Raw genomic sequence first — 26,370 nt, 5'->3', positions numbered from 1 at the left:
CCACAAGCGGCTCTCCCAGACGGCTCGACCCTGGGCGGCCACGCGGAAAATGGCCCAGCCTCCGGCTTTCGGTTCATTGACAGCTTTCCCTTAACCCCGAAGCTGAGAGAGACTGCGAATGGGAGGGATCGGGATGGGCGACCGCAACGGGTTGGACTGCAAACCAGGTTACGGCCCGATCGCGGCGCTCTCGCTGCTTGCCGCGCTGGCCTGTCCGGAAACCGCCCGGGCGCAGTCCGTGCTGGTCGGGGCGAGCGCGGATTTCGATCCGGATCTGGGCTGCCCGATCCTCGCCGTGGAATTCGCCGAGCCGCTGGATCTCCTCGTGCAGAGCGGGGCGGAGGCCAGCAGCCAGATCGATCTCGTCCTGCGCGAGGAAACGGAGGATGGCGAGGGCCTCGAACTGGACGCGCCCGAGTCCATTCCCGCCCCGTCATCGAGCGATCTCGGCGTGACCAGCATCGGCCTCGAGCAATCGGGAGCGGACCTCGTGCTCGGCATTTCCTTCGCCCGCGCGGTGATCACGAACGCCACGATGTCCTCGGACGGGTTGCGCCTGTCCGTCGCGGTCGCCGATGCCGGTGACGAGGGGGAATGCCTTGCCAGCCTCACGGGAGAGGGTCCCGAGCCGGACGGGCCGGAGCCGGATGGCACGGCCCTGTCGGAGCCGGAAACCGATGCCGATCCGGCGGAGACCGCGGGCGATGAACCTGCCCTCGACGAGGACGACACCGAGACCGATTTCGCCGATGCGCGCGCCGCGATCACCGCCGAGGACTATGATCTCGCGATCCGCTTGCTGACTAGGATCCTGAATGCGCCCGAGAACAGCCGGAGCGCCGAGGCCCGGGAACTGCTCGGCGTCGTGCGGGAGCGCAACGAGCAGTTCGCGCAGGCCGAGGCCGAGTACCTGCTCTATCTGGAGCGATATCCCGACAGCGAAGGCGCTGTCCGCGTCCGTCAGCGCCTCGACGCCTTGACCACGGCGAGGGGCGCCCCGCCCGAACCGCTTCGCGAGGTCGCCGAAGCGGACAGTGCCCGTCCCGAACCGGCGGAGGCGGAAGAGGAGGAAGCGGAAGAGGACGTACCCGTTACTCCCGATCTGGAGCAGCCGGAGCCCCCCGAGGTCACGGACCGGAGGCGCGCGGATGCGCCGGAGGCGGAGGAGGACGAACGAGAGGAAGAGGAAGAGACATTTCCGAAGCTCGAATACTCCGGCAGCGTCGATTCCACCTATTTCTTCCGGCAGGGCACGACCCGCTTCACGGAGTTCGACACCTCTCGCCGATCCGTGGACGATTTCGTGCTGCAGAACTCACTGGTGACCAGCCTGAGCACCATCGGCTCCTACGAGACCGAGGACTACCTTCTGTCCTGGCGCGTCGCGGGCGCCTTCGAAATCGACTTCGATGACGAGGAAGAGAACTTCCGCTTCTCCCGGCTCTATCTCGACTATGATCCGAAGGGGACCGATCTGTCGCTGCGTTTCGGGCGGCACCTTGTCCGATCCGGCGGGGTGTTCGACCGGTTCGACGGCGCGACCCTCAGCTGGCAGCATCAGGAGGATATCAGCAGCCATTTCCAGATCGGCTCGCCCGTGGACAGCGTGCGGGATTCCCTCTTTGCCTTCGACCGGTTGTTCTATGGCCTCAGCGTCGATTTCGCGGAGATCTATCCCGACACCGACCTGACGATCTATGCGGCCGAACAACGCGTCGGATCGCTGGTCGATCGCCGCACGGTCGGGTTCGAGCTGGAATACGAGGGCGAGTGGTTCAGCGCCGACGCCGCCGTGGATTACGACATCTATTTCGACCGGCTGAACTACGCCCGGGTTTCGGGCACGCATATCTTCGAGGACCGCTCGACGATCACGCTCAGCCTCGATTTCGTCCAGTCCCCCACGCTCGCGCTGAGCAATGCCGAGCAGGGTCAACTCGGCATGACGCTGGACGACCTGCGGGACAGCTTCACGCTGAGCGAGCTGAGACAGCTGGCGCTGGACCGCACCACCGCGTCGCGCTCGGCCACCCTGACCTATTTCCGGCCCCTGAACGAGACATGGCTGCTCAACATGGATGCCACGATCTTCGACACCGAGGGCAACCCCGCCTCGGGCGGCGTGGCCGAGATCCCGGCCCCGGGCAAGGATTACTACGCCTCCATCGGCGTCTTCGGCTCCGGCGTGTTCTCGGAAACCGATGTCGTGAGCGCATCGGCGCGCTATGCCGACACCTCGTCTTCGACGCTCGTGCTCGCCGATGCCTCCTATCGCTTCGAGCCGACGGAACAATGGCGACTGCGGCCCCGCCTGCGGCTCGGCCACCGGGACCTGAAGAACACCGGCGGCACCGAGATCTTCGCGATCCCCTCGCTGAACGTCGATTACGAGATCAGGGACAACACCATGCTCGAGCTCGAGATCGGCGGCCGGCTGTCGAGAGCCGAGACGTCGACGACGCGCGACAACAGCACCGAGAGCTACGCCTTCATCGGCATAAGGCAGGATTTCTGAGGCCTCGAACGAGCGCCTATTCCAGCAGCTCGGCGACCTCCGCGTGACCCGCCGCGAGGGCCAGATCGTACGCACGGTGGCGGTCCTGGTTGCGGAGCCACTTGTCGGCGCCGGCCTCGAGCAGCAGGCGGACCACCTCGACGCGGTTGGCCTGCGCCGCGAGCATCAGCGCCGAGTTGCGTTTTTCGTTGCGCAGATCGATGTCCACCCCGGCCTTCAGAAGGCGGCGGACCGCGTCCAGATTGCCCTGTTGCGCCGCGATCAGCAAAGGCGTGTTGCCGGTGGAGGTGGCGAGGTTGGCATCGGCGCCCCCGGCCAGAAGCAGCTTCGCCGTCTCCGTCTGGTCGAAGCGGAGCGCGGCATGCAGCGGCGCCTCACCGGCATGGTCCGCCCGATCGAGCCCGAGCCCGTTTTCGATCAGGAAGGCCGTCGCGGGCGCGTTGCCGGAGGCGGCCGCGTGCCACAGCGCGCCCCGGCCGTCTTCGTCCAGAAGATCGAACGGCAGGCCGTGATCGGACAGCAGGTGCAAGAGCTCGGGCCCGCTGCTGCGCGCCGCGGCCATGAGCAGGCGTGACTGGTGCTCGGGGTTCTGGACGGACAGGTCCTCGCCCGCCAGCAGCATGGCGATACGGGTCCGCCCGTCCGCGATCGCCAGTTGCAGGGGGCGGTTGCCCGACCTGTCGGCAAGATCGCTGCGCGCGCCCTTCATGACGAGATATTCGACGATCTCGAAATGCCCCGCGCCGGTCGCGAGCGCCAGCGCCGTCCTGCCCTCGGCATCCTGCAGGTCGGGATCGGCTCCCGCCTCGACCAGCGATCGGGCCGTGTCGAGATGCCCGGCCTCGGCCGCGTGCATCAGCGCCGTGCGCCCCTGCTTGTCGGTCTCGTCCGGTGCCGCACCCTGTTCGAGCAGTTTTCGCGCGGTCTTTACCTCGCCACGGCGCGCCGCCTCCATCAACAGGGTCCAGCCCAGCTCGGTCGCGATCCGCGATGGCGCGAGCGTGATCGCCGGCGTCTCCCCCTCCGGCGGCGACACCGCCGCGTTCGAGGCCGGCTCGGCGTCGCGCGCATCCAGCTCCGACAGCGCCGCCCTGGCCCGGCGATGCCCCGCCTCGCTCGCGGCGGCGATCCAGCGGCGCGCCTCGGCGGCATCTTCGCCCGTGCCGCGCCCCGAGAGGTAGAGGGTTCCGAGGCTGAACTGCGCCTCGACATGCCCCGCCTCGGCCGCCGTCCGGGTCAGGTCGAAGGCCATCGCCTCGTCCTGCGGCACACCACGGCCACTCCGGTAGAGCGTGGCCAGCATATAGTTCGCCTCGGCATTGCCGGCGGCGGCGAGCGCCGTGAGCATCTCGGCGGCCTCGGAGTAATTGCGCTGCCGCACCGCCCACTGCGCCTCCTCGAGCCGCAGGGCCGTGGTCGGGTCCGCCCCCTCCTCGGCGTGAACCGGAAAGGCCAGCAAGGCCAGTGCCAGCACGAGCGGCGATCTATGCAGTGCCATGTTTGGTCTCGATGGTGATGCCGATGGATTTCAGGAACGGGGTCGGAAGGATGCCGCCCGCGCAGACGATGACGGCGTCGTTGGGACGGCTCGTCGTCTCGCCCGATTGCTCGATCTCCACATGCGTCTCGCCGATCGCCTTGACGTTCGAGCTGAGGATCACGTCGAGGCGCTTCTCGGCCTCGGCCTCTTCGAGCCGCTTGCGGTTCTTGGGCTTCACCCGCGAGAAGGCGGCGCTGCGATAGGACAGGGTGACGTTGGTATCGGGCAGGTCCGCGATGCTGGTCGCCGCCTCGATCGCGCTGTCGCCGCCGCCCACCACCAGCACCGACTGGCCCTTGTACTGCTCGGGATCGATCAGGCGGTAGACCACCTTGCTCTGCTCCTCGCCCTCGACGCCCAGCTTGCGCGGCGTGCCGCGCCGCCCGATGGTCAAAAGCACGGCCCGGGTGCGGTAGGTGCCCTTGGTGCTGGTGACCACGAAGCCGTCGCCCTCGGGCGCGATGTCGGTGACCCGTTCCTCGTAGTTGATCTCGAGCCCGGTATCCTCGAGCACCTTGGTCCAGAACTCCATGAGCTTTTCCTTGGTGGTCTCGCGGAAATTCGCCTTGCCGTAGATCGGCAGCGTCACCGGCGCGGTCATCACCAGCTTGCCGCGCGGGAAATGCGAAACCGTGCCGCCGAAGCTCTCCTGTTCGAGGATCACGTGCTTGAGCCCGTGCTGCTTGGCGCCGAGGCCGGAGGCGAAGCCCGCCGGGCCGGCGCCGACGATGACCACGTCGACCCCGCCTTCGGGCGCCTGCGGCTTCTGCTTCGCGATCTCGCCGATCGCTTGGCGGCCCTGTTCGATCGCGTTGCGGATCAGCCCCATGCCGCCGAGCTCGCCCGCGATGTAGATGCCGGGCACGTTGGTCTGGAAATCCGGCCCCACCTCGGGGATGTCGACGCCGCGCTCGGCGGTGCCGAAGACGAGGCTGATCGCGTCCATCGGGCAGGCCGCCGCGCAGGCGCCGTGACCGATGCAGTTGGCGGGCTCGACCAGCTCGGCCTTGCCGTTCACCAGCCCGAGGATCTGGCCTTCGGGACAGGCGCGCACGCAGGCCCCGCAGCCGATGCACATGTTCGCGTCGACGTCCGGGTGCAGCGAGGCGGGCTGGGTCAGCCCGGCGGCCTGCGCCTCCTGCTTTTGCGTCAGCGCCCTGCGTTCGCCCCGCCGGCGCAGGACCACGAACACCACCCACACCAGCGCCAACGGCACGGCATAGATCAGGAATGTCGTATCAATCAGGGGTCCGTTCCTCTGTTCAATCCGCCCGGAGGCCCAGCTCGTCGGCCTTGGCATCGATCCGGGCAAGGGTATCGGGGAACCGGGAGAACTGTCGTAACGCACGCTCGTAGGCCGCGCGGGCCGCCTCGGGATCGTTCAGCACCATCCGCGACTGCATCAGCCGCATCCAGCCCTCGGGATCGTCCGGCGCGTCTTCGAGACGGGCCTCGAGCCCGTCCACCATGCCGGCGATCATCGCCTGCCGCTCGGCGGGCGTCATTCCCGCCGCTTGCTCGACATCCGCCCGCGTCGGACCCGGGGCGACCGGCGGGGGCGGCAGCAGCGACTCGCCATCGGGCAGCCGCCCGGCGATATCGATGCCGTGCTGGCTAGCCAGTTCGCGCACGCGCTGCAAGACACCCGGCACCCAGTCGGCGTCGGGCCGCGCATCGGACAGCATCTCGATCCACAGGTTGATCGCCGCGCGCGGGTCGCCATCCTGTTCCAGCGCCATCCCCTTGAAAAACCGCGCGCGCGCGTCGTCGGGGTTCAGGGCCAGCGCCGCGTCGAAGGCCTCGTGCGCGGGGGTCGTGACCAGCCCGTCGGCCGCCCTCACCAGCGTCTCGCCATAATGTGACCAGAGATCGGGGTCGTCCTCGACGAGCGCCACCGCCTGCGCATAGGCCTTCGCGGCCTCGGCATGGCGCCCGGTGTTGAAGTAGGACCAGCCCAGCATCCGCCAGCCCTCGGCGTCATCGGGCGTCTCGCGCAGCCGCGCGACGAGACTGGCGATCGCGCCGTCGACGCTGCCGGCGGGCTGGGACATCTCCGCCTGCACCGGGCTCTCGGGCGACGCCATGGCGGGCGCGGGCGCGACCGGCTGGGCGAGGCTGGCCCTCGGCAGGTGCGGCGCCGCCGGCAGGTCGGGCCGACCGATCGAGAGGTAGAGCGCGGCCGAACCGATCACCACCCATCCCGAGACGACCGCGACCGCGACCAGCCGCACCTTGTCGGAGGCCTCGCCCAGCGCGGAGCGCGGTGCCCGGGACGCCGCGACGATCCGCCGTTCGATCTCGGTGCGCGCCGATTGTGCCTCCTGCGGGGCGAGCAGCCCCTGCGCCACCTCGGCCTCGATCGCCTCGATCTGGCTGCGCGCCACAGCGATCGACTGGTCGCTGCTGCCCGGACCGCCCATCCGGCGTCGCAGGAACGGGGCGACCACCAGCGTGGCCGCCACCGAGATCATGGCCGTCAAGATGATCCACAGCGTCATGGTCCGTCCCCCTGTGCCGCGCCCTGCCCCGCTCCCTGCCCGAGCGCCCGCGCGAGTATCGCTCTCTCCTCCTCCGACAGGGCCTCGGGCTCGGGCGACGGTCTCTTGTGTCGCCAGAGGATCGAGAACCCGGCGAAGGCCGCGCCCAGCATCAGCGCCGGTGCCAGCCACAGCAGCAGCGTATTCGCGCCGATCTGCGGCCGCAGCAGGATGTAGGCGCCATAGCGGGCCACGAGGTAGTCGATCACCTCGGCGTCGCTGTCGCCCGCCACCAGCCGCTCGCGGATCAGCACCCGCAAGTCGCGCGCGAGCTCGGCGTTGGAATCATCGATCGACTGGTTGCGGCAGACCGGGCAGCGCATCTCGAGGCTCAACGCCCGCGCCCGCTGCTCCAGCGCCGGGTCGGCGAGCATCTCGTCGGGCTGCACAGCAGGCGCGGCGAGCGGCGCAATGGCGCAGAGACAGGCGACGGCCAGCGCCCGTGCGAGCTGCCGCGGGCCGGTCATGACGGTTTCTCGATTTCGCGGATCAGGGGTCTGAGAACCTCCTGCCAGACCCGCTCGGTGAGGGCGCCGACATGGCGATAGCGAATGCGGCCCTCGGCATCGACGAGATAGGTCTCGGGCACGCCGGTCACGGCGAGTTGCGCGCCGAGCCTGCCTGCGGCATCCTCGCCCGTGGCGACATAGGGGTCGCCGTGCCGGTCGAGGAACCTCCGCCCAGCACCGGGCCGATCCCTCCAGTTCAGGCCGTAGAGCGCGACCTCCTCCTCCTCGGCCAGACGCATCAGCATCGGGTGTTCGCTGAGACAGACCGCGCACCACGAGGCGAAGACGTTGATCAGCGCCACCTCGCCCCGGATGTCCGAGGCCGCAAGCCCGCGCTCGTCGCCGATGAGCGGCGGCTGCGCGAATTCCGGCAGCGGGCGGTCGAGATACCCCTCGCCGGCCACCTCGCGGCCGCCCGACGACGCCAGAGCGAGCAGCGCCCCGCCGATCAGCACGAAGACGGCGACCGGGATCAGCACGGATTTGCGGATGCCACCTGCCATCACGCCTCCACGCCTTGGGGGCGCCCCAGCGATCGCTGGGGCGCGCCGATGCGCATCCGGCGGTCGCTCAGCGACACGAAGCCGCCCGCCGCCATGCTCAGCGGGCCGAGCCAGATCAGCAGCGCCAGCGGGTGGTGGTAGAGCCGCACCACCCACTGCCCGCCATCATTCGGCTCGCCGATCGCGACGTAGAGATTCGAGAGCACCACCGCCCGGATGCCGGCCTCGGTGGTGGTGTTGCGGCTCACCGTGTAGAAGCGTCGTTCCGAGGACATGACGGCAAAGGGCTCGCCGTCGCGCTCGATCGTGAACCGGCCCTGCTCGGCGATGAAGTTCTCGCCATTGAGCTGCTCGACCCGGTCGAGGCTGACCTCGTAGCCGGCCAGCGCCACCCGGTCGCCTGGCGACATGGAGAGGATCCGCTCCTCCTGAAAGGCGGTGACGCCGGTGATGCCCGCCACGAGAAGGCCAAGGCCCGCATGCGCCATCACCATCCCGTAGACCGAGCGCGGCACCTTGCGGGCCAGCGTCGCGCTGCGGCGCCACGGCTCGCGAAACAGCCGGATCCAGAGCGCCAGCGCCCAGAGCGACGCGGCCACCAGCCATGCCGCGAGGCCGAATGCCGCGGCGGCGAAGGGGTGCGCGCCGCCGCCCGCGACGAAGACCGCCAGCGCCACGACCAGCGCCACCGCAGCGGGCGGCCGCAGCTGGCCCAGCGCCCGGCGCAGGCTGTCGCGCTTCCACCGCAGGATCGGACTCACCGCGACGGCGACGAGCAGCGGGATCATCAGCGGCACGAAGGTCTGGTTGAAATAGGGCGGGCCGACGGAGATCTTGTCCGGCCCCAGCAGTTCGACGACCAGCGGGTAGAAGGTGCCGACGAAGACCGTGCCGGCCGCCACCACCAGAAAGATGTTGTTCAGGATCAGCCCGCCTTCGCGGCTGACCGGGGCGAACACGGCCGGCCGGTCAAAGGACCCGGCCCGCATCGCGAACAGGACCAGCCCGCCGCCGGTGGCGGCGAACAGGATCGCCAGAACCCCCATGCCCCGCGACGGGTCGGTCGCGAAGGCGTGCACGCTGGTCAGCAGCCCCGAGCGCACCAGGAACGTCCCCACCAGGCTCAGCGAGAAGGTCAGGATCGCCAGTAGCACAGTCCAGACGATCAGTGTCTGTCGTCGCTCGACCACGAGCGCGGAATGCAGCAGCGCGGTGCCCACGATCCACGGCATGAAGCTCGCGTTCTCGACCGGGTCCCAGAACCACCAGCCGCCCCAGCCCAGCTCGTAATAGGCCCAGAAGCTGCCAAGCGTGATGCCGATGGTCAGAAAGCACCACGCGGCGAGCACCCAGGGCCGCACGAAGCGCGCCCAGCTGGCATCGACCCTGCCCTCGATCAGCGCGGCGATGGCGAAGGCGAAGGTCACCGAGAAGCCGACATAGCCGAGATAGAGAAACGGCGGGTGGATCGCGAGGCCCACATCCTGCAACAGCGGGTTCAGCTCCTGCCCGTCGGCGGGCGCCGGGGACACCCGCGCGAAGGGGTTGGAGGTGAAGATCATCAGCGCGAGGAACGCCGCCGAGATCATGCCCTGCACCGCGAGGACGCGCGCCTTGAGCGTGGCGGGCAGGTTGTCGCCCCTGAGCCCCAGCGCCGCGCCGAACAGCGTCAGGATCAGCACCCACAGGAGCAGCGATCCCTCGTGGTTGCCCCAGACGCCGGTCACCTTGAACAGCATCGGCATCGCGGAGTTCGAATGCATGACGACGACGCGCAGCGACAGGTCGGTGACCATGAAGGCGCGGACCAGCGCCGCGAAGGCGACGACCACGAAGCCGAGCTGCACCACCGCGGCGGCATCCGCAAACGACATGAGCTGGGTCTCGCCCCGCTTGGCGCCGATCAGGGGAACGACCGACTGCGCGAGCGCGATCATCAGCGCCAGCACCAAGGCGAACAGTCCGATCTCCGCCACCATCGCCGATCACCCCCGATCCTTCGGCGGCGCCTGACGGCGGCTTCGCGGTGCTTTGCCGGTCGTCGAGGCCACGCAAGGCGGCGCTCCGAAGGTTCCTCCCGACCGGAGCGCGTTAGGGCATTCTTCGCCCATAACGAAGTTTTGTCCAGAAATCCGGCTTGAAGCTGCGCAATTTTGCGCCAGTTTCCGCCGCGACCCGGCCGCGCGCGCGCGTAAACCCGCCGGAATCGGAACATCGACACGGCCGAAGTGGCGCGACCCGCGCGGAGCCATTACGCGGCCTCGGTCGATATCACATGTTCCCTGCCCCGAGGCCCGTAGATGACTGCAACACTCGTCGGAACTGCCGGAGTGGATCCGGGTGCCAGCCCGTCTGGCGGAGAGGCGACCCAGCCGAAGAGCAAGAAACCGAAGGCCCAGCGGCGGACCTCGGGTGCGTTCGAGCTGCCGGTGATGCTGACGCTCTCCTTCCTCGTCCTCGGCTATGCCTGGACCCGGCGGCTGGAAGGGGATCTCACGGCCGAGACGGGGCTTGGGTATTACCTCGGGATCGGCGGCGCGCTGGCGATGCTCACCCTGCTGCTCTACCCGCTGCGCAAGCGGTTCGCCGGGCTGCGCTTCATCGGCAATGTCCGCAACTGGTTCAGGATCCACATGATGCTGGGCATCATCGGCCCGGTGCTGATCATCCTGCACTCCAACTTCACGCTCGGGTCGCTCAACAGCACGATGGCCTTCTTTGCCATGCTGGTGGTGGCGGGCAGCGGCCTGATCGGACGCCTGTTCTATTCGCGCATCCACAAGGGGCTCTACGGGCGGCGGGCCTCGGTGCGGGAATACCTGAACGACATGGAGGACCTGAAACACGAGTTCGACACGGACATGCCCGACCCGTCATGGCTCCTGGAGACGTTGAAGGACTACGAGACGCGCCGCCTCACCCCGTCGCAGGATCTGTGGTCGAACCTCCATCGCACGCTCACCGGACCGGTTTCGCGCTATCGGCTGCGGCGCGACGTGATGCGGCGCTACGGCCAGCTGCTCGGACGCAAGGACGGCCCCAGGCGCGACCGCAGCGCCTTGGTGAAGCAGCATCTCGACAGCTATCTCCATGCCGTCGCGCGGGCCCAGTCCTTCGCGCTCTATGAGCGGCTGTTCGCGCTCTGGCACCTATTTCACCTTCCGCTGTTCGTGATCCTCGTCTTTGCTGCTATCGTGCATGTCGTGGGGGTTCATCTGTATTGAATGTACCTTGTTAGCAGCATAACGCTCCGCGCCGTCCGCCAGGTTCTGGCCGGGGTCTTCCTGCTGCTGATGCCCACCCCCTCCCTCGCACAATCCCTGCTCGAACGGCTGGTCATGCCGGGCGATCTCATCGAGGGGCATGCCGAGCTGGAGGACGACTGCTCGAACTGCCATGTCTCCTTCTCGGAGGAAGGCGAATCCGAACTCTGCCTCGACTGCCACGAGCTGGTCGAGCGCGACATCGCCGAGCGGCGCGGCTTTCACGGCCGCAGGCAGGAGGTGCTGGAGCAGGAATGCCGGTACTGCCACACCGATCATGACGGGCGCGACGCCGATATCGTGCAGCTCGACACGGAAACCTTCGATCACACCGATACCGATTTCATGCTCGAAGGCGCGCACGCGATCCTGCCCTGCGCCTCCTGCCATGCGGACGAGGCCAAGTTCCGTGAGGCGCCGAACGACTGCGTCGGTTGCCACGAGGAGGACCAGCCGCATCAGGGGCGCCTCGGCACCGACTGCGCCGCCTGCCATGCCGAGACGGGCTGGACCGAGCTGAAGCCCTTCGACCATGCCGAGACCGGCTTCGCGCTGGCGGGCGCGCATGCGGAGGTGACCTGCACGTCCTGCCATGTCGGCGAGGTCTATGAGGGGCTGCCCACGGACTGCATCGGCTGCCACCAGATACAGGACGTGCATGCGGGGCGGTTCGGCGAGGAATGCGACACCTGCCACGTGGTCGAGGCCTGGACCGAAGTCAGGTTCGATCACGACCGCGACACCGAGTTCAGCCTGGTCGGTGCCCATGAGGATGCGGCTTGCGAAGCCTGTCACGCGACCAACGCCTTCGCCGAGGATCTCGCCACCGACTGCTTTGGCTGCCACGAGGCCGACGACGCGCATGAGGGTCAGCTCGGCGAGGCCTGCGACACCTGCCACGCGCCGACCGGATGGGCCGTCGACGTCGCCTTCGACCACGACATCACCCGCTTCCCCCTGCTCGGGCTGCACACGCTCGTCCCCTGCGAGGGCTGCCATCTCGATCCCGCCTTCCGCTCGGCCGAGCCGGCCTGCGCGAGCTGCCACCAGAATGACGACATCCATGAGGGAAGCCTCTCCGACCAGTGCGAGACCTGCCACAATCCGAATGGCTGGGAGTTCTGGACCTTCGACCACGACACCGAAACCGACTTCGCCCTCACCGGCGCGCATCGGGGCGTGAGCTGCGGATCGTGCCATACCGAGGCCGCGGCCGCGAGCATGGCGATCTCCCGGGATTGCGTGTCCTGCCATGCCGAGGACGACGTCCATGACGGCCGGTTCGGCAAGAACTGCAGCGCCTGCCACGACACGCAGGGCTTCGAGGACGCCCGGCTGCGATGATCGGCGCGCCCGCGGGGCGGCGGGCCTTCCTCCGCGCCTGACAGAGGGGCGCGAGAGCCGTTGCCGCCTGGCGGGTCTGCTCGGAAAGGGACGCTTCTGGCCAAGACGTACCGACGTTTCGGCAGCGCCGCGCAACCCGCCAAGCGTTGCCGTTTCGGCATCGGCCTAGCCGGAATTCTCTTCTTTATTGGATCACCCTGCGGCTCGATAGTCGCCTCGTGACCCGGAGGAGCACCCCCATGGCCTATGTGATCGCGGAGCCCTGCATCGACATCAAGGATGGCGCCTGCACGCTGGCCTGCCCGGCGGACTGCATCTACGAAGGCGGGCGGATGTTCTACATCCACCCCGAGGAATGCATCAATTGCGGGCTGTGCCTGTCGATCTGCCCGGTCGACGCGATCCATTACGACCGGGAACTGCCGGAGGCCGCCCGCCCCTTCGAGGCCATCAACCGCGAATTCTTCGGCGCGGAGGTCAGCGGGCTCGGCGATCCCGGCGGCTGGGACAAGTCGGTCTCGACCGATGCGGACCACCCTCTCGTCGCGGCCTATCCGAAATCCGAACGCCAGACAGCCTGAGGTGCAGATGTTCCCCAAACGACCGCGCGGCGTCATCGCCGCGATTGCCACCGCCCTGACCGAGGACGGCCGCCCCGATCCGGCGCCGATGCTGCGCCACGCGCGCTGGCTTCTGGACAATGGCTGCGACGCGCTCAACCTTCTCGGCACCACCGGCGAGGCCAGCTCGCTGCCCGCTCCCGCGCGGATGGAGCTGATGAGCGACCTTGCCCGCGAGATTGCCCCAGCCCGCATGATGGTCGGCACCGGCTGCCCGGATCTCGCCACCACCGTGACGCTGACCCGGCACGCGGCCGAGCTGGGCTTTGCCGCGGCGCTGGTGCTGCCGCCCTATTACTACAAGGGCGTCGACGAGGCCGGGCTGCACGCGTATTTCGAGCGGCTGATCGAGGCGACGGCGGACCGGCCGATCCCGATCTATCTCTACAATTTCCCGCAGATGACCGGGCTTCGCTTCGAACCGGGCTTCGCGGCCTGGCTCAAGGCCAGCTTCCCGGACCGGATCGCCGGGGCCAAGGACAGCTCCGGCGATCTCGACTACGCCGCCGAGCTTGCGCGGATCGGGGGATTCGACGTGTTTCCGAGCGACGAGGCCGCGCTCGCGCAATGCGAGGCGCGCGGCTTTGCGGGCTGCATCTCGGCCACCGTCAATCTCACCGCGCCGCTGGCGCAGCGGCTCTGGACCGATCCCGCGGACGCCGCCCTTGCGAATGAGGTCGGTCGCCGCCGCCGCGCCATCGCGGCGACGCCGCTGATCCCCAGCGTCAAGGCGCTTGTGGCGCGGCTGCACGACCTGCCGGGCTATGCCCGCGTGATGCCGCCGCTTGCCCCGCTCACCGATGAACAGGCACGGGCCCTGCCCGAGCTGTCCCCGCACGCCGCCGAGCCGGCCTGAGCGACAATTTTTCAGAACGACAGGACAGACCAGATGAAGATGAACGACGTGACCAAGCAGCACCGCAACCTGATCGCGGGCGAATGGGTCGAGGGCGCGGACGTCAACGAGAACCGCAACCCAGCCAATACCGACGAGATCGTGGGGCTTTATGCCCGCGCCTCCAAGGACGACGCCAAGCGCGCCATCGCCGCGGCCCGCGCCGCCTTTCCCGCCTGGAGCCGCTCCGGTCCACAGCAGCGCCATGACCTGCTGAAGAAGGTCTCGGACACCATCGCCGCGCGTGCCGAGGAGCTGGGCGAACTTCTGGCCCGCGAGGAGGGCAAGACCTTTGCCGAGGCCAAGGGCGAGGTGATGCGCGCCTCCCAGGTCTTCGGCTTCTTCGCGGGCGAGACGCTGCGCCAGACCGGCGACGCGATCGACAGCGTACGCCCCGGCGTCGAGGTCATGGTGCAGCGCGAGGCGCTGGGCGTGATCGGGCTGATCACCCCGTGGAACTTTCCCATCGCGATCCCGGCCTGGAAGATCGCCCCGGCGCTGGCCTATGGCAACTGCGTGGTTCTCAAGCCCGCCGATCTGACGCCGGGCTGCGCCTGGGCGCTCGCGGAGATTATCCACGAGGCGGGTGCGCCCGAGGGCGTGTTCAACCTCGTCATGGGCCGCGGCTCGGAGGTCGGCGCCGAGATCCTCGACAACCCCGAGATCGACGCGGTGAGCTTCACCGGCTCGGTCGAGACCGGGCGCATGGTCGCGGAGAAATGCGTGGCGCAGATGAAGAAGGTGCAGCTCGAGATGGGCGGCAAGAACCCCCTCGTGGTGCTCGACGACGCCGATCTCGACACGGCGGTGAACTGCGCGCTGAACGGTGCCTTCTATTCGACCGGCCAGCGCTGCACCGCCTCGTCGCGACTGATCGTGACCGAGGGCATCCATGACCGTTTCGTCGAGGCGCTGACCGAGAAGCTCAAGGCGCTCAAGGTCGGCGACCCGATGGACAATGCTGTCCATATCGGCCCGGTGGTCGACGAGAACCAGCTCGAGCAGAACAAGCGCTACGTGAAGATCGGTCAGGAGGAAGGCGCCACACTGGTCTGCGGCGGCGAGGTGATCGAAGGGCCGACGCCCGGCCACTTCATGACGCCGGCGCTCTTTACGAACACCACCAACGAGATGCGCATCAACCGCGAGGAAATCTTCGGCCCCGTCGCCACCGTCATCAAGGTCGCCGACTACGACGAGGCGCTGCGCGTGGCCAACGACACCGATTTCGGCCTCTCCGCCGGGATCTGCACCACCAGCCTCGGCCGCGCCGCGCATTTCCGCCGCCACGCCGAGGCCGGCATGGTGATGGTCAACCTGCCCACGGCGGGTGTCGATTACCACACGCCGTTCGGCGGGCGTAAGGGATCGAGCTACGGCCCGCGCGAGCAGGGGCAATACGCGCGCGAATTCTACACCACGGTCAAGACCACCTACATCCAGGCCTGACCGGCACGGCGTCACCACCTCCTCCCGGTGACCCCCGGCGCGCGCCCGCTTCCCCGCGGCGCGCGCCTTTTTCGATGCGGCCCTGCCATGGCGAGCGCGTGCTATGCTGGGGATGGACCGGGGCGTCCCGCCCCGTGCATCGAGGCGAGGGAGGTCCAGCCATGATCATGCGGATATTCCAGGTCGTGACCCGGCCCGGCAAGGAAGCGGCGTTCGAAAGCTTTTTCCACGAGACGGCGATCCCGCTCATGCGGGCCACGGACGGTCTCGTGCAGGTGCTGCCCGGCGCCGCGCGCCTCGACAGCCCGCGCGAATTCGCCTTCGTGATGATCTGGCGCGATCTCGACGCGCTCCGGGCCTTCGCGGGCGAGGATTACGCGCAGCCCCATGTCGATCCGGCCGAGGCGGAGCTGGTCGAGTCCCGCAGCATCCGCCATTACGACCTGGTCGAGGGCTGAGCCGCCCGCCTCAGCTTTGCGCGTAATGCGCCTTCGTCAGCGCCGCGATCCGCGCGACATCGACGCGCAGCGCGTCGAGACGCGGCAGGTCGGCGCGGGCCTGCGCCATCAACTCGGCCAAGGCCGCATCGGCATCGAAGCCGGTGAGCGCCCCGTCGCGCAGCACCGCGCGGCCCGCGACCACGAGATCGCGGACATGGCGCGCGCCCATCCGGGCCAGCAGCCTCTCGCCCGGCGCGTCGTCGGGCCACAGCGCCTCGGCGCTCAGCGCGGCCCAGTCGAGCGTCACCACGTCGGCCCCCTCCGGCATCGCGCCGATATCGGCATTGGTGCCGCAAGCCGCGTCGAAGACGGCGGCCACTGGCATCGCGCTCTCCAGCCCCCGCCCCGCCTGCAGCAAGCCGAAGAGCCGCATCTCGGCCCAGATGTCCTGCGCGTCGTCGAACCCGGTGCCGTCGAGGCCGATGCCGGTCGCCATGCGCGCGCGCACCGCGCCGGGCAGGATGCCCGATCGCAGCCGCAGATTGGCCGAGGGGTTCGAGGCGAGCCGCACGCCGCGTTCGGCCAGAAGCTCCGCCTCGGCCTCGGTCAATTGCACGCCATGCGCCACGGTGAGGCGCGGCGACAGGAACCCGATCGCGTCGAGATGCGCGACCACCCCGCCCGGAAAGCGCCGGTCGAGCCAGTCGCGCTGGCGCGGGCTTTCCAGCAGGTGCATGTGGATGCGCCGGTCGTGGCGCTCGGAGGCCTCGGCCACCGCCTCGAGCATCGCGTCCGAGCACCATTGCGGGCCGATGGGGCCGAGCTGCACATCGACCATCGGCCCGGCATGGCGCCGGGCGATCTCCTCCACGGCGGCGATCTGCTCGGGGATCGGCGCGTAGCGCGGCAGCAGCCCGTCGAACCAATCAGCATCGGCAGCATCGAGGCTCTGCCGGTAGGCCTCCGCCCCGCCATAGACCAGTGGCGAGGCATCGAGCAACGGGCAGCTCAGCGCCAGCCGGATCCCGACATCACGCGCCGCGCGCACCACCTCGCCCGCCTCCTCGACCAGCCGGTCGGCATTGAGCGAATTGTGGCAATGCACGGTGCCCGCGCAGCCGGCGCGGGCCAGCCGCGAAAAGGCGACCAGCGCCTCGAGATAGGGATCGGTGCGCGGCCTGAGCCGCAGCCCGGCGATCCACGGCTCCAGCGCGTCGTCATTCGCCCCGAAATCGAGCGTGCGGATGCCATAGCCATGATCGTGCTCGTTGATCGGCGCGGGCAGCGCCATCAGCCCGGTGCCGCCCTGCCTCGGCACCGCCTGCGGGTCGGGGCCGAAGGTGATGCGGCGCGGCCCCTCGGGGGCGCCGTGCCCGGGGCGCGGCCACCAGCGGTCGACCTCGAGCGCGAGGTTCACGCGCCTTCCAGCGCGTTGAACTTGCGCATCCACGGCGCGTCGCGCAGCTCCTCCAGCCCCTCGGTCAGCTGCGCGACGAGGGCCTCGGCGGCCTGCGTCAGCTTGCGGCGGCGCGGCACCAGAAGCCCCAGTTCCAGGCCCCCGAGGCGCGTGCCCGCGAGCGGTACCGCGGCGATGCTGCCTTCGGTGAGTTCGCGCACCATGCCCAGCGGCGTGTAGAAGGCGACACCGTCGCCTTCGAGGATCAGCGGCTTGAGCATCAGCAGGTTGTTGGAGGCGGCCAGCACCCGGCCGGTGCGGTTGAGCACCGACAGTTCCATCTCGATCAGCGAGCGGATCGGTGCGGTGTCGAGCTGCAAGAGCAGGTTGTAGGCGGCGCAGTCGGCCAGGGTCACCGAGGCGCGATCCGCCAGCGGGTGGTCCTTGGCGACCATCGCCATCAGCGGCATCGGGATCGGCGAGATGAACTCGGTATCCTCGGGCCGCGCGAGGCTGAAGGTGATTCCGAGATCGGCCTCGCCCTCGGCCACCATGGTGGCGACGGTGCCATGCGCGCCGGTGCGCACCCGGAAATCGACCTTGGGATGGGCCTTGTGATAGCGGCTCACCTGCTCGGGCAGGAAGCTCACCAGCAGGCTGTCGAGCGAGGCGATCGAGACGGTGCCGGTCTTCTCGCCCCTGAGCGCGCCCAGCTCGCCCTTGAGCACCTCGAAATCGTTCAAGGTCTGGTCGGCATGGGCCAAGAGCCGCTTGCCCGCCTGCGTCAGCCGCAAGCCCCCCGGCAGCCGCTCGAACAGCGGCGTGCCGAGCTCGTCCTCGACCTTCTGGATCTGCCGGCTGATCGCGGAGGAGGCGACATGCAGCTGCTCGGAGGCCGCGCGGATCGATCCCGCGCGGGCCACCACCGTGAAATAGCGCAGGAAGGCTGCGTGCATGTCGTCTCTCCGGTCAGGCGCCCTGCCAGACCGGCGCGCGCTTTTCGAGGAAGGCGCGAACGCCCTCGTCAGCATCGGCGCTTTTGAGCGCCTTCACAACCGCGGGCAGTTTCATCGCCTGCGCCTCGGACGGGCTCAGGTGGCCGGTGCGGTTCACCACCTGCTTGATCGCGCGCAGCGACAGCGGCGCGGAGGCCGCGATATCCTCGATCCAGCGCTCGGTTACGGCATCGAGTTCGCCCTGCCCCGCCACCTCGTTGACGAGGCCGAAGCGCTCCATCGTGGCCGCGTCGATCCGCCGCCCGCCCAGCATCACCCCCATGGCGAGGTTGTGCGGGATCTTGCGCTGCAGCATCACCATCCCGCCATCAAGCGGCATCCGCCCCACCCGCGCCTCGGGCAGGCCGAACTTCGCGGTCTCGGCGGCCACCACGATGTCGGCCCCCAGCACCATCTCGAAGCCGCCGCCCAGCGCGTAGCCGTTGACGCGCGCGATCAGCGGCACGTCGAGCGAGCGGCGAAACGAGATGCCGCCAAAGCCATTGGGGCGCGGCGCGGCCCAGTATTCGAGGCCCGAAAGCGACGAGTCCTTCATGTCGGCGCCGACCGAGAAGGCCTTCTCCCCGGCCCCGGTGAGGACCGCGACGGAGATGTCGTCGCGCTCCTCGATGTCGCACCAGATCCGCTCCAGCGCGGCCTCGGTCTTCTGGTCGATCGCGTTCATCACCTCGGGCCGGTCGATGGTGACCCGGGCGACGCGGTCGCGGACTTCGTAATGGACGCTCATGCCACCTGCGCCTTCTTCGGGGCGAGCCCGGAGAGGATCTCGCCATTGTGCTCGCCGAGCTGCGGCGGGCCCTGACGGACGCTGAGCTGCGCGGCCGACATGTCGATCGGGCTGCCGACGAGGCGGATCTTGCCCGCCGGCGTCTCGCCCGCCTCGATCACCATGTTGTTCACGATCGTCTGCTCGTCATCGAGCGCCTCGGCCAGCGTGCGCACCGGCGCGCAGAGGATGTCGACCTCCTCAAGCCGGGCGAGCCAGTGCTCGCGGCTGTTCTTGGCGAATTCGCGCTTGAAGATCGCCTGCAGCTCGGCGCGGTGCGCGGCCTGCGCGTCGAAATCGCGGAAGCGCTCCTCCTTCGACAGGTCCTCGATCCCGATCGCGGTGCAGATGTCGCGCAGCGGATTTTCCTTGAACGCGCCGACCATGACGAAGGGCTCGGTCGTGGTCTCGAACACGCCGGTGAGCGGGAACGCGCCCCAGTTCAGGTCGCGGCCCCGCATCATGTGCGCCGCCGCCTCCTGCATCTGCATCGCCAGCATCGAGGAATAGAGGCTCACCGCCACCTGCTGGCCCTCGCCGGTCTTCTGGCGCTGCAGGATCGCCAGCAGCACGCCCTGAACGAGGTGCATGCCGGCGGTGTAGTCGCACAGCGCGGTCGAGAAGATCGCGCGCGGCAGCTCGGGGTCCGAGCGGCGCTCCATCACGCCGCTCATCGCCTGGGCGAGGATGTCCTGCCCGCCCTTGTGCTTGTTGGGGCCTTCGAGACCGAAGCCGGTGCCCACGGCGAAGATGATGCCGGGGTTGCGCTTCTTCAGGTCCTCGTAGCCCATCCCCATCCGCTCCATCACGCCGGGGCGGAAATTGTTGACCACGACATCGGCGGTGTCGATCAGCTCGAGCACCTGAGCGCGGGCCTCCTCGGATTTGAGGTTGAGAGCCAAGCTCTTCTTGTTGCGATTGAGCGAGCAGAAGATCGGGTTGTTGAGCCCGTCCGGGTCGGCACCCAGCGACCAGCGCGACAGGTCGCCGATCTTCTCCTTTTCGACCTTGATCACCTCGGCGCCGTAATCGGCAAGCACCTGGGTGCAGGAGGGTCCGAGCATCACCTGGGTGAAATCGATCACCTTGATGCCTTCGAGGGGGAGCGGTTGGGTCATTATTCTGCGGCCTCCATGACGAGGGCGTTGGACGAGGGCACGTCGCCGGGATCGGCACCCTGCGCGCGCATCTGTTTCTGGATCGCGGAGACGTCGGCCTCGCGCACCGTGACGCCGGCATTGAGCGCGACGGTCGCGGCGACGCCCACGGCCTCGCCTTGCGCCATGCAGGGCGGGATCTCGCGGCTCTTCTTCTGGGCCTGCGGGGTGCAGGAATAGTGACGGCCAGCGACCAGCAGGTTGTCGACATCCTTGGGCACCAGCGCGCCGTAGGGGGTGTAGTAGTCGCGGCCCCGGCAGACGGTGTCGGCGAAGTGGCGGCGCTTCATCACGTCGTCCTTGGTGACGACGTACTCACCTTCGAGCAGGCGGGTGGTGCGCACCCCGGTCTGCGGCGCGAAATCGACCACATGCGCCTTTTCGAAGCCCGGCAGGTTCTCGCGGGCGAAGGTCATGAGCCGCTCCATCCGCTTGCGGCCCTCGAACTCGGCCCCGGTAAGACCCTCGACCGAGAGGCCGCTATACTGCGGCATGTGCGGGCAGTTGAGCCAGATCACGCCCGGCAGCGGCGTCTTCAGCCACCAGTAGTTCCAGCAGCCGCCGATGATCCGCTTGGCCTCGTGGTCGAGACGCTGGAACTCCTCGGGGTTGGCATACTGCCAAGCCTCGGCCTTGTCGGTATCGACATTGCCCCAGCGCGAGACGGTGGTGACGATGAAGCTCGCCTCCTGGAACTTGGCGCCGGCCGAGGCCGCGACGTCGAGATCGCCCGAGGCGTCGATGATCACGTCGCCCATGATCGCCTGACGGCCTTCCTTGGTCTCGCAGATCACGCCCTTGGCGACGCCGTCCTCGACGATGGCCTCGGAGAACCAGCTGTGCAGCCGCAGCTTAACCTTGGCCTCCTCCATCAGGTCGTAGGAGACCTTCTTGTAGCCGTCGGGATCGAAGGCGGCGGCGAAGCAGACCGGGTGCGGCATCGACTGGGTGTGGAAGTCGAACATCCCCCAGCGCGAATACTTCTTCCAGTTCTCCTGGGTCTCGCGGCGGCCGGGCATCCGGTCCTCCTCGGGCGGCGTGTGGCACAGCCCGATGGCGCGCATCCGCTCGATCATCTCCATGCAGATGCCCTTCACCGTGATCTCGGTGTCGTTGTGCATGTCGTCGAGGAGCAGCACCATGCCGCCGGCGGCGAGGCCGCCGAGATAGGGGTAGCGCTCCAGCAGCGTGACCGAGGCACCGTTGCGGGCGGCGGAGACGGCGGCGGAGATCCCGGCGGGGCCACCGCCGACCACGACGACGTCGGAGCGGTCGACCACGGGCACGTCGCGCAGACTCTCCCTGATGGTTTTGTTCAACATCTTGATTCTCCTAAATATTTTATTGCGCGGCGTTCAGTGGACGTCCGATGTCTTCCAGCGGATGAACTTGGCTTCGGCAAAGCTCACCAGGGCGAACATGACCACGGCCAGAAGGGCTGCGGTGAAGACGGTCGCGTAGAGCAGCGGCGAGCGGAAGTTGAAGGTCGCCTCGATGATCAGCGCGCCGAGTCCGAAGTTCGAGCCGATCCATTCCGCCACGATGGCGCCGATGACGCAGGTGGTGGAGGCGATCTTGAGCGCCGCGAAGAGGAAGGGCAGCGAGCTTTGCAGACGCACCTTCCAGAAGATTTCCCAGTTCGAGGCCGAGAGCACCCGCATCAGGTCGAGCGTGGCGGGCGAGACCGCCTTGAGGCCGCGCACCATGTTGACCAGCGTCGGGAAGAAGCAGATCAGGCCCGCGATGATGATCTTGGGGGCGAAGCCGTTGCCGAAGATCAGCACGAGAACGGGTGCCAGCGCGATGATCGGGATGGTGTTGATGAACACCGCGATCGGGAAGAAGGCGCGCTCGGCGGTGGTGTTGTGCACGAACCAGACCGCCAGCAGGATCGCCACGAGGTTGCCCGCGACGAAGCCCAGCGCCGCCTCGAAGAAGGTGGGCCAGAAGTTCAGCCACAGCGTCCCGGCATTGTCCTGGAAGGCACCGAGGACGGCGATCGGGCTCGGCGCCATGTACTCCGGCACCTCGAAGAACCACACCACGCCCTGCCACAAGAGCAGCAGGCCCGCGACGGCGGCGAGCGCGGGGCCGCGGTCGAGCACCGCGTCGAGCACCCGGCTCATGCGCGGCGCCGGCACCGGCATCGGGATTTGGCTTGCCTCGGCCATCTCAGCATTCCTCCAGCAGTTTGCGCAGATGCGCGGTGATCTGGACGAACTCCAGCGTGTCGCGATCCGCCAGCCGCCGCTCGGACGGCAGCTCGACCTTCATGAATTCCTTCACCCGCCCCGGATGGGCGGCGAGCATCAGCACGTATTGTCCGAGAAAGGCCGCCTCGGGGATCGAATGGGTGACGAAGAGGATCGTCGTTCCGGTCTCGCGCCAGATCCTGAGCACTTCCTCGTTGAGCTTGTCGCGGGTGATCTCGTCGAGCGCGCCGAAGGGTTCGTCCATCAGCAGGATCTTGGGCTTGGTGACGAGCGCGCGGGCAATGGCGACGCGCTGGCGCATGCCGCCCGACAGCTCGTGCGGCAGCGCGTTCTCGCGGCCCTTGAGCCCGACGAGTTCGAGGAGATCGCGCGGATCGGCATGGGCATCGCCGCCGCCGCCCACCTCGAGCGGAAGCTGCACGTTCTCCAGGGCGGTGCGCCACGGCAGCAGCGTCGCGTCCTGGAACACGTAGGAGAAGTTGCGGTCGCGCCGGGCGTCCCGGGGCGACTGCCCCTGCACATCGACCACCCCGGCGGCGGCCGGGACCAGATCGGCGATGGCGCGCATCAGCGTGGACTTGCCGCAGCCAGAAGGCCCGAGAATCGTCACGAAGGCGCCCTGCGGGATCTCCACCGAAACGTCCTTGAGCGCGACCACCGTGCCTTCGGCGAAGGTGACGTCGACATTCTCGACCCGGATCGCGCCCGGATCGGGCGTGGCAGCGGGGTTCCCCGCTGCCGTATGAAGCTCTGCCGCAACCATCAGGAGACCTCTTTGCGCGCGTCGGCAGTCATTTCGAGGATCTTCAGCGTCATCACCTCGTCCACGGTCGGTGCGTCGCCGTCGAACTGGCCGAGATCGGCATAGGCCGCGATCTGCGTCTCCCAGTTCTCGCGGTTCATCGTGCCCCAGCCATTCTCGGCGGTGGCTTCGGTGAAGACGAAACCGAGCACCTGCTCGACCGCGCGCATCTCCGCCTCGCGATCCATGTTCGGATAGGCCGCGATCAGCAGATCGACCGCCTCCTCGGGGTTCTCGCGCACATAGTGCCAGCCGCGCGCGGTGGCGCGGGTAAAGCCCGCGAGCGAGTCCGCGTCGGTCTCGATGGTCTCGTCGGTGGCGTAGTAGACGGTGGCGTAGAGCTGGATGCCGGTATCCCACAGCATCAGGTCGACCCGGTCCTCGCCCAGCACGTCGAGCGCCGCGATGTTGGTCAGCCAGCCGGTCACGGCCGCGGCCTGCCCGGTCATCAGCTGGTTCATGTCCGAGCCCATGTTGACGATCTCGACATCATCCTCGGAGATGTCGTTGGCCGCCAGCAGCGCCTTCAAGAGGATATGCGCAGTGGGTTGGGTGGCGATGGTCTTGCCGACCATGTCCTTGGGCTCGCGGATCGGGTTGTCGGGCAGCGAGAAATAGGTGAAGGGGTGCTTCTGGTAGCCGGCCGCGAAGGCCTTGATCGGGATGCCCGCGGCGCGGGCCAGCATCACCGAGGGGCTCGACGAGATCTGGCCCACCTCGGCGCGCCCGGCCGCGACCGAGCCGACGCCGTCCACGTTCGGACCGCCCGGCGTGATCTTCAGCTCCAGCCCCTCTTCCTCGTAGAAGCCCTTGGCCTGCGCCACGACCTCGCCCAGAAGACCGTTGGAGGCGAGCCAGCCAAGCTGCATATCCACCGTCCTCAGCCCGGCTGCCGAGGCGGGGCCGACGCCGATGACGGCCGGCAGGCCGGTTGCAGCGGCCATGCCCCCGGCATATTGCAAGAACCGGCGCTTGGTGAGTTTGGTGTTCGGCATCGTGACGTCTCCCTGTTTTCGATCACCGGCATCCCTCCCGACGCCGACCATCGAGCGGGATGATGCGGGGCTCGCGCGTTCCAATAAAGAACAAACTTTGCGCCACCGCGGTCTAATTTCGGCAATCTAGGGAATCCGCCGAGTTGCCGTGAAGGCACCATCGGAACGGCAGGCCGCATCGCTCCGGAAATCACTCACGGATTCTCCCCCGGCGCGCAGGAAGGACAGATTTTAGGTCATGTTCGCCGCCATCACCGTGGCCCTCTGACATCAATCTCGGAGCGATGGCCGGGGATGGATGCTTGCCGATTAGCAATCGGTGCGGCTGCCCCGAGGGCTTATACTGGAGTTGCACCGCGAGGGTCGCCCGTCACCGGCGCAGCGGTAAATAGTCTGGAACCGGCCAGTCGGGCGCCGTTCGGGCGCCGTCTCCCAATCAAGCCCTCGCCCGACCCAACCATCTACCAGGAAGAAAGCCCGGCGGACTCATACTGGGTCCAACTGGCCTGCGTCGGTGTGTCCGAGACGGTCTCAGGTGGCCTGCGCCTATCAGTCCGGTGGGCGTCCCACCCCTCTCAGGGTCGCATCAGGCCGAAGCGAGCTGCATGAGCGCAGCGCGATGTTGCAGATGAAGCAGTTCCTCGTGCGGCAGCCGTCAGGGACAGGTCTCATCGTGCCGACTTTCGATGCGGCCAATCCGTTCTGGACGGTGTCAGGCGGGTGTCCTGCGACCCTTCTGCTCTCAGACGAGAACGAAATCGTCCAGGGAGAGGCTGCTGGCATCCATCCCTTTGAACTTGAGGGTCTGACCCTTGATGACGACCTCGGCATGATCATCGTCGCCGTCGCGAACCGCATCGAAGATCGACTCTCGAACCAGTTCGGGGGCCAGGCCGTGGAGTTCGATAACGTCGATCCCGGCCTCGAAATCACGGATCGTCTCGACCTCCCCCGCCCGCAATCTCTTGAACACGAACACGTCGCCCCCCAGTCCCCCCGACACCGTGTCATTGCCGATGCCGCCGAGGATACGGTCCGCGCCGCGACCTCCGTACAGGTGATCGTCGTCGTTCCCTCCCCGAAGGAGGTCGTTCCCTCTGCCCCCCTTCAGAGTGTCGTCCCCATTGCCTCCCTGCAGGCGGTCACCGCCGCGTCCGCCGCCGAGAATATCGGCCGAACGGCCACCGAACATCTCGTCGCGCCCCTGGCCGCCATGCAGACGGTCCTGTCCGGACGAGCCTCGCATGATGTCCGCCCCCTTGCCGCCGTTCAGGACATCGTTCCCGAGACCGCCGTTCAGCCTGTCGGCCCCCACGCCCCCATGCAGCTCATCCGCGCCATGGCCACCGCGCAACCTGTCGGCACCGACATGTCCGCGGAGCTCGTCATCGCCCCGGTTTCCGAACAGGACGTCCCTGCCGCGACCGCCGCCGAGCCAATCCGATTCACGGCCACCGAAAAGCTGATCCTGGCCGGCCTTGCCACGCAACAGGTCCGTGCCCCATGACCCCAGGATGACATCGGCGCCACGACCGCCATTCAGCGTGTCATGTCCCGCGCCCCCCAGCAGCCGGTCATCGCCGGTGCCCCCCGCGAGGCTGTCGTCGCCATCATTGCCATGGGCATGGTCGTCTCCCCGGCCGGCGGCGATCCGGTCATCGCCCGCCCCGCCGCAGAGCAAATCGTCGCCCGCGCGACCGAAGATCGTGTCGTCGCCGCCCAAGGCGTCGACTTCGTTCGCCTCGAAATTGCCGACAACATAATCGGCGTATTCAGTGACGGCAAAGTCGAACACGTCGGCGACATTGATGGTCAGGTCGCGACCGAAGCTCAGCCCATCGTTATCGGTCGCGATCAGGTGGAGTTCGACGCTCGGTTCGACCTCGTAATCGAGCATCACCCCGGACTTCAGCTGCAGCTGTCCGGAAGCCACCTCGAAGCGAGCATCCGAAACCGTGAAATCATGGCGTGAACCGTCATCGACATCGGCCACCGTGATCCGGCCGACCACGGCGCCGGCCGCGTTCTCCTCCACGCCGAGAGTGCTGACGTCCAACCACGTCGGGGCCTCATTGATGTCGGCCACGGCGATGTCGAAGCGGCGCACGGCGCTGGAGCCGTCCGAGGAGGTCGCGGTGACGGTCAGCGCGACGCTCGGCTCGGTCTCGGCGTCGAAGCTGGCGCCGGCGGCGATCCGCACCGTGCCGTCGGCGGCGATGGCGAAGCGCGCGTCGTCCACCGCGTAGCTCACCGTGGCGGTGGCGTCGGCATCCTCGGCGCGGGCCTGGATCCCGACCAGCGTGCCCGCGCCCGCGGTCTCGTCGATCCGGTCGAGGGTGGCGCCGTCGGCGTCACTGACCGCGCCGATGGCGTGCTCGTTGATGTCGGCCACGGCGATGTCGAAGCGGCG

Annotated in this window: 21 protein-coding genes and 1 pseudogene; 7 read left to right on the top strand and 15 right to left on the bottom strand. The window is 68.2% G+C overall.

Going from position 1 to position 26,370, the window contains the following annotated elements:
• Positions 1-133: 133 nt before the first annotated feature.
• Entirely contained in the window at positions 134-2,515 is a 2,382-nt protein-coding gene (locus O4G76_RS09560; protein ID WP_269397120.1) for an autotransporter domain-containing protein, read from the top strand.
• A 16-nt stretch (positions 2,516-2,531) separates the two neighbouring features.
• Here the strand turns inward: O4G76_RS09560 and O4G76_RS09555 are convergent, their stop codons facing one another.
• The 6 genes from O4G76_RS09555 to O4G76_RS09530 are packed head-to-tail and all read right to left on the bottom strand — an operon-like array spanning position 2,532 to position 9,583.
• Entirely contained in the window at positions 2,532-4,013 is a 1,482-nt protein-coding gene (locus O4G76_RS09555; protein ID WP_269397119.1) for an ankyrin repeat domain-containing protein, read from the bottom strand.
• Entirely contained in the window at positions 4,000-5,355 is a 1,356-nt protein-coding gene (locus O4G76_RS09550; protein WP_269397118.1) for an NAD(P)-binding domain-containing protein, read from the bottom strand. The genes O4G76_RS09555 and O4G76_RS09550 overlap by 14 nt, the downstream gene beginning before the upstream one ends.
• Positions 5,318-6,553 (bottom strand): c-type cytochrome biogenesis protein CcmI, encoded by a 1,236-nt coding sequence (gene ccmI, locus O4G76_RS09545; RefSeq protein ID WP_269397117.1) that lies wholly within the window; start codon positions 6,551-6,553, stop codon positions 5,318-5,320. The genes O4G76_RS09550 and ccmI overlap by 38 nt, the downstream gene beginning before the upstream one ends.
• Positions 6,550-7,059 (bottom strand): cytochrome c-type biogenesis protein, encoded by a 510-nt coding sequence (locus O4G76_RS09540; protein ID WP_269397116.1) that lies wholly within the window; start codon positions 7,057-7,059, stop codon positions 6,550-6,552. The genes ccmI and O4G76_RS09540 overlap by 4 nt, the downstream gene beginning before the upstream one ends.
• On the bottom strand, positions 7,056-7,604 hold the full coding sequence (locus tag O4G76_RS09535; RefSeq protein WP_269397115.1) for a DsbE family thiol:disulfide interchange protein: 549 nt from the start codon (positions 7,602-7,604) through the stop codon (positions 7,056-7,058). The genes O4G76_RS09540 and O4G76_RS09535 overlap by 4 nt, the downstream gene beginning before the upstream one ends.
• Complete coding sequence (locus O4G76_RS09530) at positions 7,604-9,583, bottom strand: heme lyase CcmF/NrfE family subunit (protein ID WP_269397114.1); 1,980 nt, start codon at positions 9,581-9,583, stop codon at positions 7,604-7,606. The genes O4G76_RS09535 and O4G76_RS09530 overlap by 1 nt, the downstream gene beginning before the upstream one ends.
• Positions 9,584-9,904: 321 nt before the next feature.
• Between O4G76_RS09530 and O4G76_RS09525 the strand changes: the two genes are divergently transcribed.
• The 6 genes from O4G76_RS09525 (at position 9,905) to O4G76_RS09500 (ending at position 15,633) form a co-directional block, all read left to right on the top strand.
• Positions 9,905-10,828, top strand: a complete 924-nt coding sequence (locus tag O4G76_RS09525) for a hypothetical protein (protein ID WP_269397113.1) — start codon at positions 9,905-9,907, stop codon at positions 10,826-10,828.
• Between the two features lie 69 nt (positions 10,829-10,897).
• Complete coding sequence (locus O4G76_RS09520; RefSeq protein ID WP_269397112.1) at positions 10,898-12,211, top strand: cytochrome c3 family protein; 1,314 nt, start codon at positions 10,898-10,900, stop codon at positions 12,209-12,211.
• Between the two features lie 239 nt (positions 12,212-12,450).
• The gene (gene fdxA / locus O4G76_RS09515) at positions 12,451-12,792 is read left to right on the top strand and encodes a ferredoxin (RefSeq protein ID WP_085897839.1); all 342 of its coding nucleotides are present in this window, start codon (positions 12,451-12,453) and stop codon (positions 12,790-12,792) included.
• Positions 12,793-12,799: 7 nt separating this feature from the next.
• Positions 12,800-13,687: a dihydrodipicolinate synthase family protein gene (locus tag O4G76_RS09510; RefSeq protein WP_269397111.1), complete on the top strand. Its 888-nt coding sequence runs from the start codon at positions 12,800-12,802 to the stop codon at positions 13,685-13,687.
• Positions 13,688-13,720: 33 nt separating this feature from the next.
• A complete protein-coding gene (locus O4G76_RS09505) occupies positions 13,721-15,175 on the top strand; it encodes an aldehyde dehydrogenase family protein (RefSeq protein ID WP_269397110.1) in 1,455 nt (484 codons plus the stop codon).
• Between the two features lie 161 nt (positions 15,176-15,336).
• Complete coding sequence (locus O4G76_RS09500) at positions 15,337-15,633, top strand: putative quinol monooxygenase (protein ID WP_269397109.1); 297 nt, start codon at positions 15,337-15,339, stop codon at positions 15,631-15,633.
• A gap of 10 nt (positions 15,634-15,643) precedes the next feature.
• Here O4G76_RS09500 and O4G76_RS09495 read toward each other — a convergent pair whose 3' ends face one another.
• From O4G76_RS09495 to O4G76_RS09455, 9 genes and pseudogenes are all read right to left on the bottom strand, one after another.
• Positions 15,644-17,032, bottom strand: a complete 1,389-nt coding sequence (locus tag O4G76_RS09495) for an amidohydrolase family protein (RefSeq protein ID WP_269397108.1) — start codon at positions 17,030-17,032, stop codon at positions 15,644-15,646.
• The gene (locus tag O4G76_RS09490) at positions 17,029-17,967 is read right to left on the bottom strand and encodes a LysR family transcriptional regulator (protein WP_269397107.1); all 939 of its coding nucleotides are present in this window, start codon (positions 17,965-17,967) and stop codon (positions 17,029-17,031) included. Before O4G76_RS09490 ends, O4G76_RS09495 begins: the two co-directional genes overlap by 4 nt.
• 13 nt (positions 17,968-17,980) lie before the next feature.
• Complete coding sequence (locus tag O4G76_RS09485) at positions 17,981-18,754, bottom strand: enoyl-CoA hydratase-related protein (RefSeq protein WP_269397106.1); 774 nt, start codon at positions 18,752-18,754, stop codon at positions 17,981-17,983.
• A complete protein-coding gene (locus O4G76_RS09480; RefSeq protein WP_269397105.1) occupies positions 18,751-19,911 on the bottom strand; it encodes a CaiB/BaiF CoA-transferase family protein in 1,161 nt (386 codons plus the stop codon). The genes O4G76_RS09485 and O4G76_RS09480 overlap by 4 nt, the downstream gene beginning before the upstream one ends.
• A complete protein-coding gene (locus tag O4G76_RS09475) occupies positions 19,911-21,272 on the bottom strand; it encodes an FAD-dependent oxidoreductase (protein WP_269397104.1) in 1,362 nt (453 codons plus the stop codon). Before O4G76_RS09475 ends, O4G76_RS09480 begins: the two co-directional genes overlap by 1 nt.
• A gap of 33 nt (positions 21,273-21,305) precedes the next feature.
• On the bottom strand, positions 21,306-22,121 hold the full coding sequence (locus O4G76_RS09470) for an ABC transporter permease (protein WP_269397103.1): 816 nt from the start codon (positions 22,119-22,121) through the stop codon (positions 21,306-21,308).
• A 1-nt stretch (position 22,122) separates the two neighbouring features.
• Entirely contained in the window at positions 22,123-22,926 is an 804-nt protein-coding gene (locus O4G76_RS09465) for an ABC transporter ATP-binding protein (protein WP_269397102.1), read from the bottom strand.
• Complete coding sequence (locus O4G76_RS09460; protein ID WP_269397101.1) at positions 22,926-23,960, bottom strand: ABC transporter substrate-binding protein; 1,035 nt, start codon at positions 23,958-23,960, stop codon at positions 22,926-22,928. Before O4G76_RS09460 ends, O4G76_RS09465 begins: the two co-directional genes overlap by 1 nt.
• Positions 23,961-24,702: 742 nt before the next feature.
• Positions 24,703-26,370 (bottom strand): annotated as a pseudogene (locus O4G76_RS09455) (hypothetical protein); the annotation flags it as partial.

Source organism: Limimaricola sp. G21655-S1, from assembly GCF_027213785.1.
In the GTDB taxonomy this organism is placed as follows: Bacteria; Pseudomonadota; Alphaproteobacteria; order Rhodobacterales; family Rhodobacteraceae; genus Limimaricola.
This window is presented reverse-complemented; position numbering and strand designations above follow the sequence as displayed.

Bases quoted from the DNA above. Each gene is read 5' to 3' on its own strand.
- O4G76_RS09560 (WP_269397120.1), top strand. From the start codon at position 134: ATGGGCGACCGCAACGGGTTGGACTGCAAACCAGGTTACGGCCCGATC.
- O4G76_RS09555 (WP_269397119.1), bottom strand. From the start codon at position 4,013: ATGGCACTGCATAGATCGCCGCTCGTGCTGGCACTGGCCTTGCTGGCC.
- O4G76_RS09550 (WP_269397118.1), bottom strand. From the start codon at position 5,355: ATGCCAAGGCCGACGAGCTGGGCCTCCGGGCGGATTGAACAGAGGAAC.
- ccmI (WP_269397117.1), bottom strand. From the start codon at position 6,553: ATGACGCTGTGGATCATCTTGACGGCCATGATCTCGGTGGCGGCCACG.
- O4G76_RS09540 (WP_269397116.1), bottom strand. From the start codon at position 7,059: ATGACCGGCCCGCGGCAGCTCGCACGGGCGCTGGCCGTCGCCTGTCTC.
- O4G76_RS09535 (WP_269397115.1), bottom strand. From the start codon at position 7,604: ATGGCAGGTGGCATCCGCAAATCCGTGCTGATCCCGGTCGCCGTCTTC.
- O4G76_RS09530 (WP_269397114.1), bottom strand. From the start codon at position 9,583: ATGGTGGCGGAGATCGGACTGTTCGCCTTGGTGCTGGCGCTGATGATC.
- O4G76_RS09525 (WP_269397113.1), top strand. From the start codon at position 9,905: ATGACTGCAACACTCGTCGGAACTGCCGGAGTGGATCCGGGTGCCAGC.
- O4G76_RS09520 (WP_269397112.1), top strand. From the start codon at position 10,898: ATGCCCACCCCCTCCCTCGCACAATCCCTGCTCGAACGGCTGGTCATG.
- fdxA (WP_085897839.1), top strand. From the start codon at position 12,451: ATGGCCTATGTGATCGCGGAGCCCTGCATCGACATCAAGGATGGCGCC.
- O4G76_RS09510 (WP_269397111.1), top strand. From the start codon at position 12,800: ATGTTCCCCAAACGACCGCGCGGCGTCATCGCCGCGATTGCCACCGCC.
- O4G76_RS09505 (WP_269397110.1), top strand. From the start codon at position 13,721: ATGAAGATGAACGACGTGACCAAGCAGCACCGCAACCTGATCGCGGGC.
- O4G76_RS09500 (WP_269397109.1), top strand. From the start codon at position 15,337: ATGATCATGCGGATATTCCAGGTCGTGACCCGGCCCGGCAAGGAAGCG.
- O4G76_RS09490 (WP_269397107.1), bottom strand. From the start codon at position 17,967: ATGCACGCAGCCTTCCTGCGCTATTTCACGGTGGTGGCCCGCGCGGGA.
- O4G76_RS09485 (WP_269397106.1), bottom strand. From the start codon at position 18,754: ATGAGCGTCCATTACGAAGTCCGCGACCGCGTCGCCCGGGTCACCATC.
- O4G76_RS09480 (WP_269397105.1), bottom strand. From the start codon at position 19,911: ATGACCCAACCGCTCCCCCTCGAAGGCATCAAGGTGATCGATTTCACC.
- O4G76_RS09475 (WP_269397104.1), bottom strand. From the start codon at position 21,272: ATGTTGAACAAAACCATCAGGGAGAGTCTGCGCGACGTGCCCGTGGTC.
- O4G76_RS09470 (WP_269397103.1), bottom strand. From the start codon at position 22,121: ATGGCCGAGGCAAGCCAAATCCCGATGCCGGTGCCGGCGCCGCGCATG.
- O4G76_RS09465 (WP_269397102.1), bottom strand. From the start codon at position 22,926: ATGGTTGCGGCAGAGCTTCATACGGCAGCGGGGAACCCCGCTGCCACG.
- O4G76_RS09460 (WP_269397101.1), bottom strand. From the start codon at position 23,960: ATGCCGAACACCAAACTCACCAAGCGCCGGTTCTTGCAATATGCCGGG.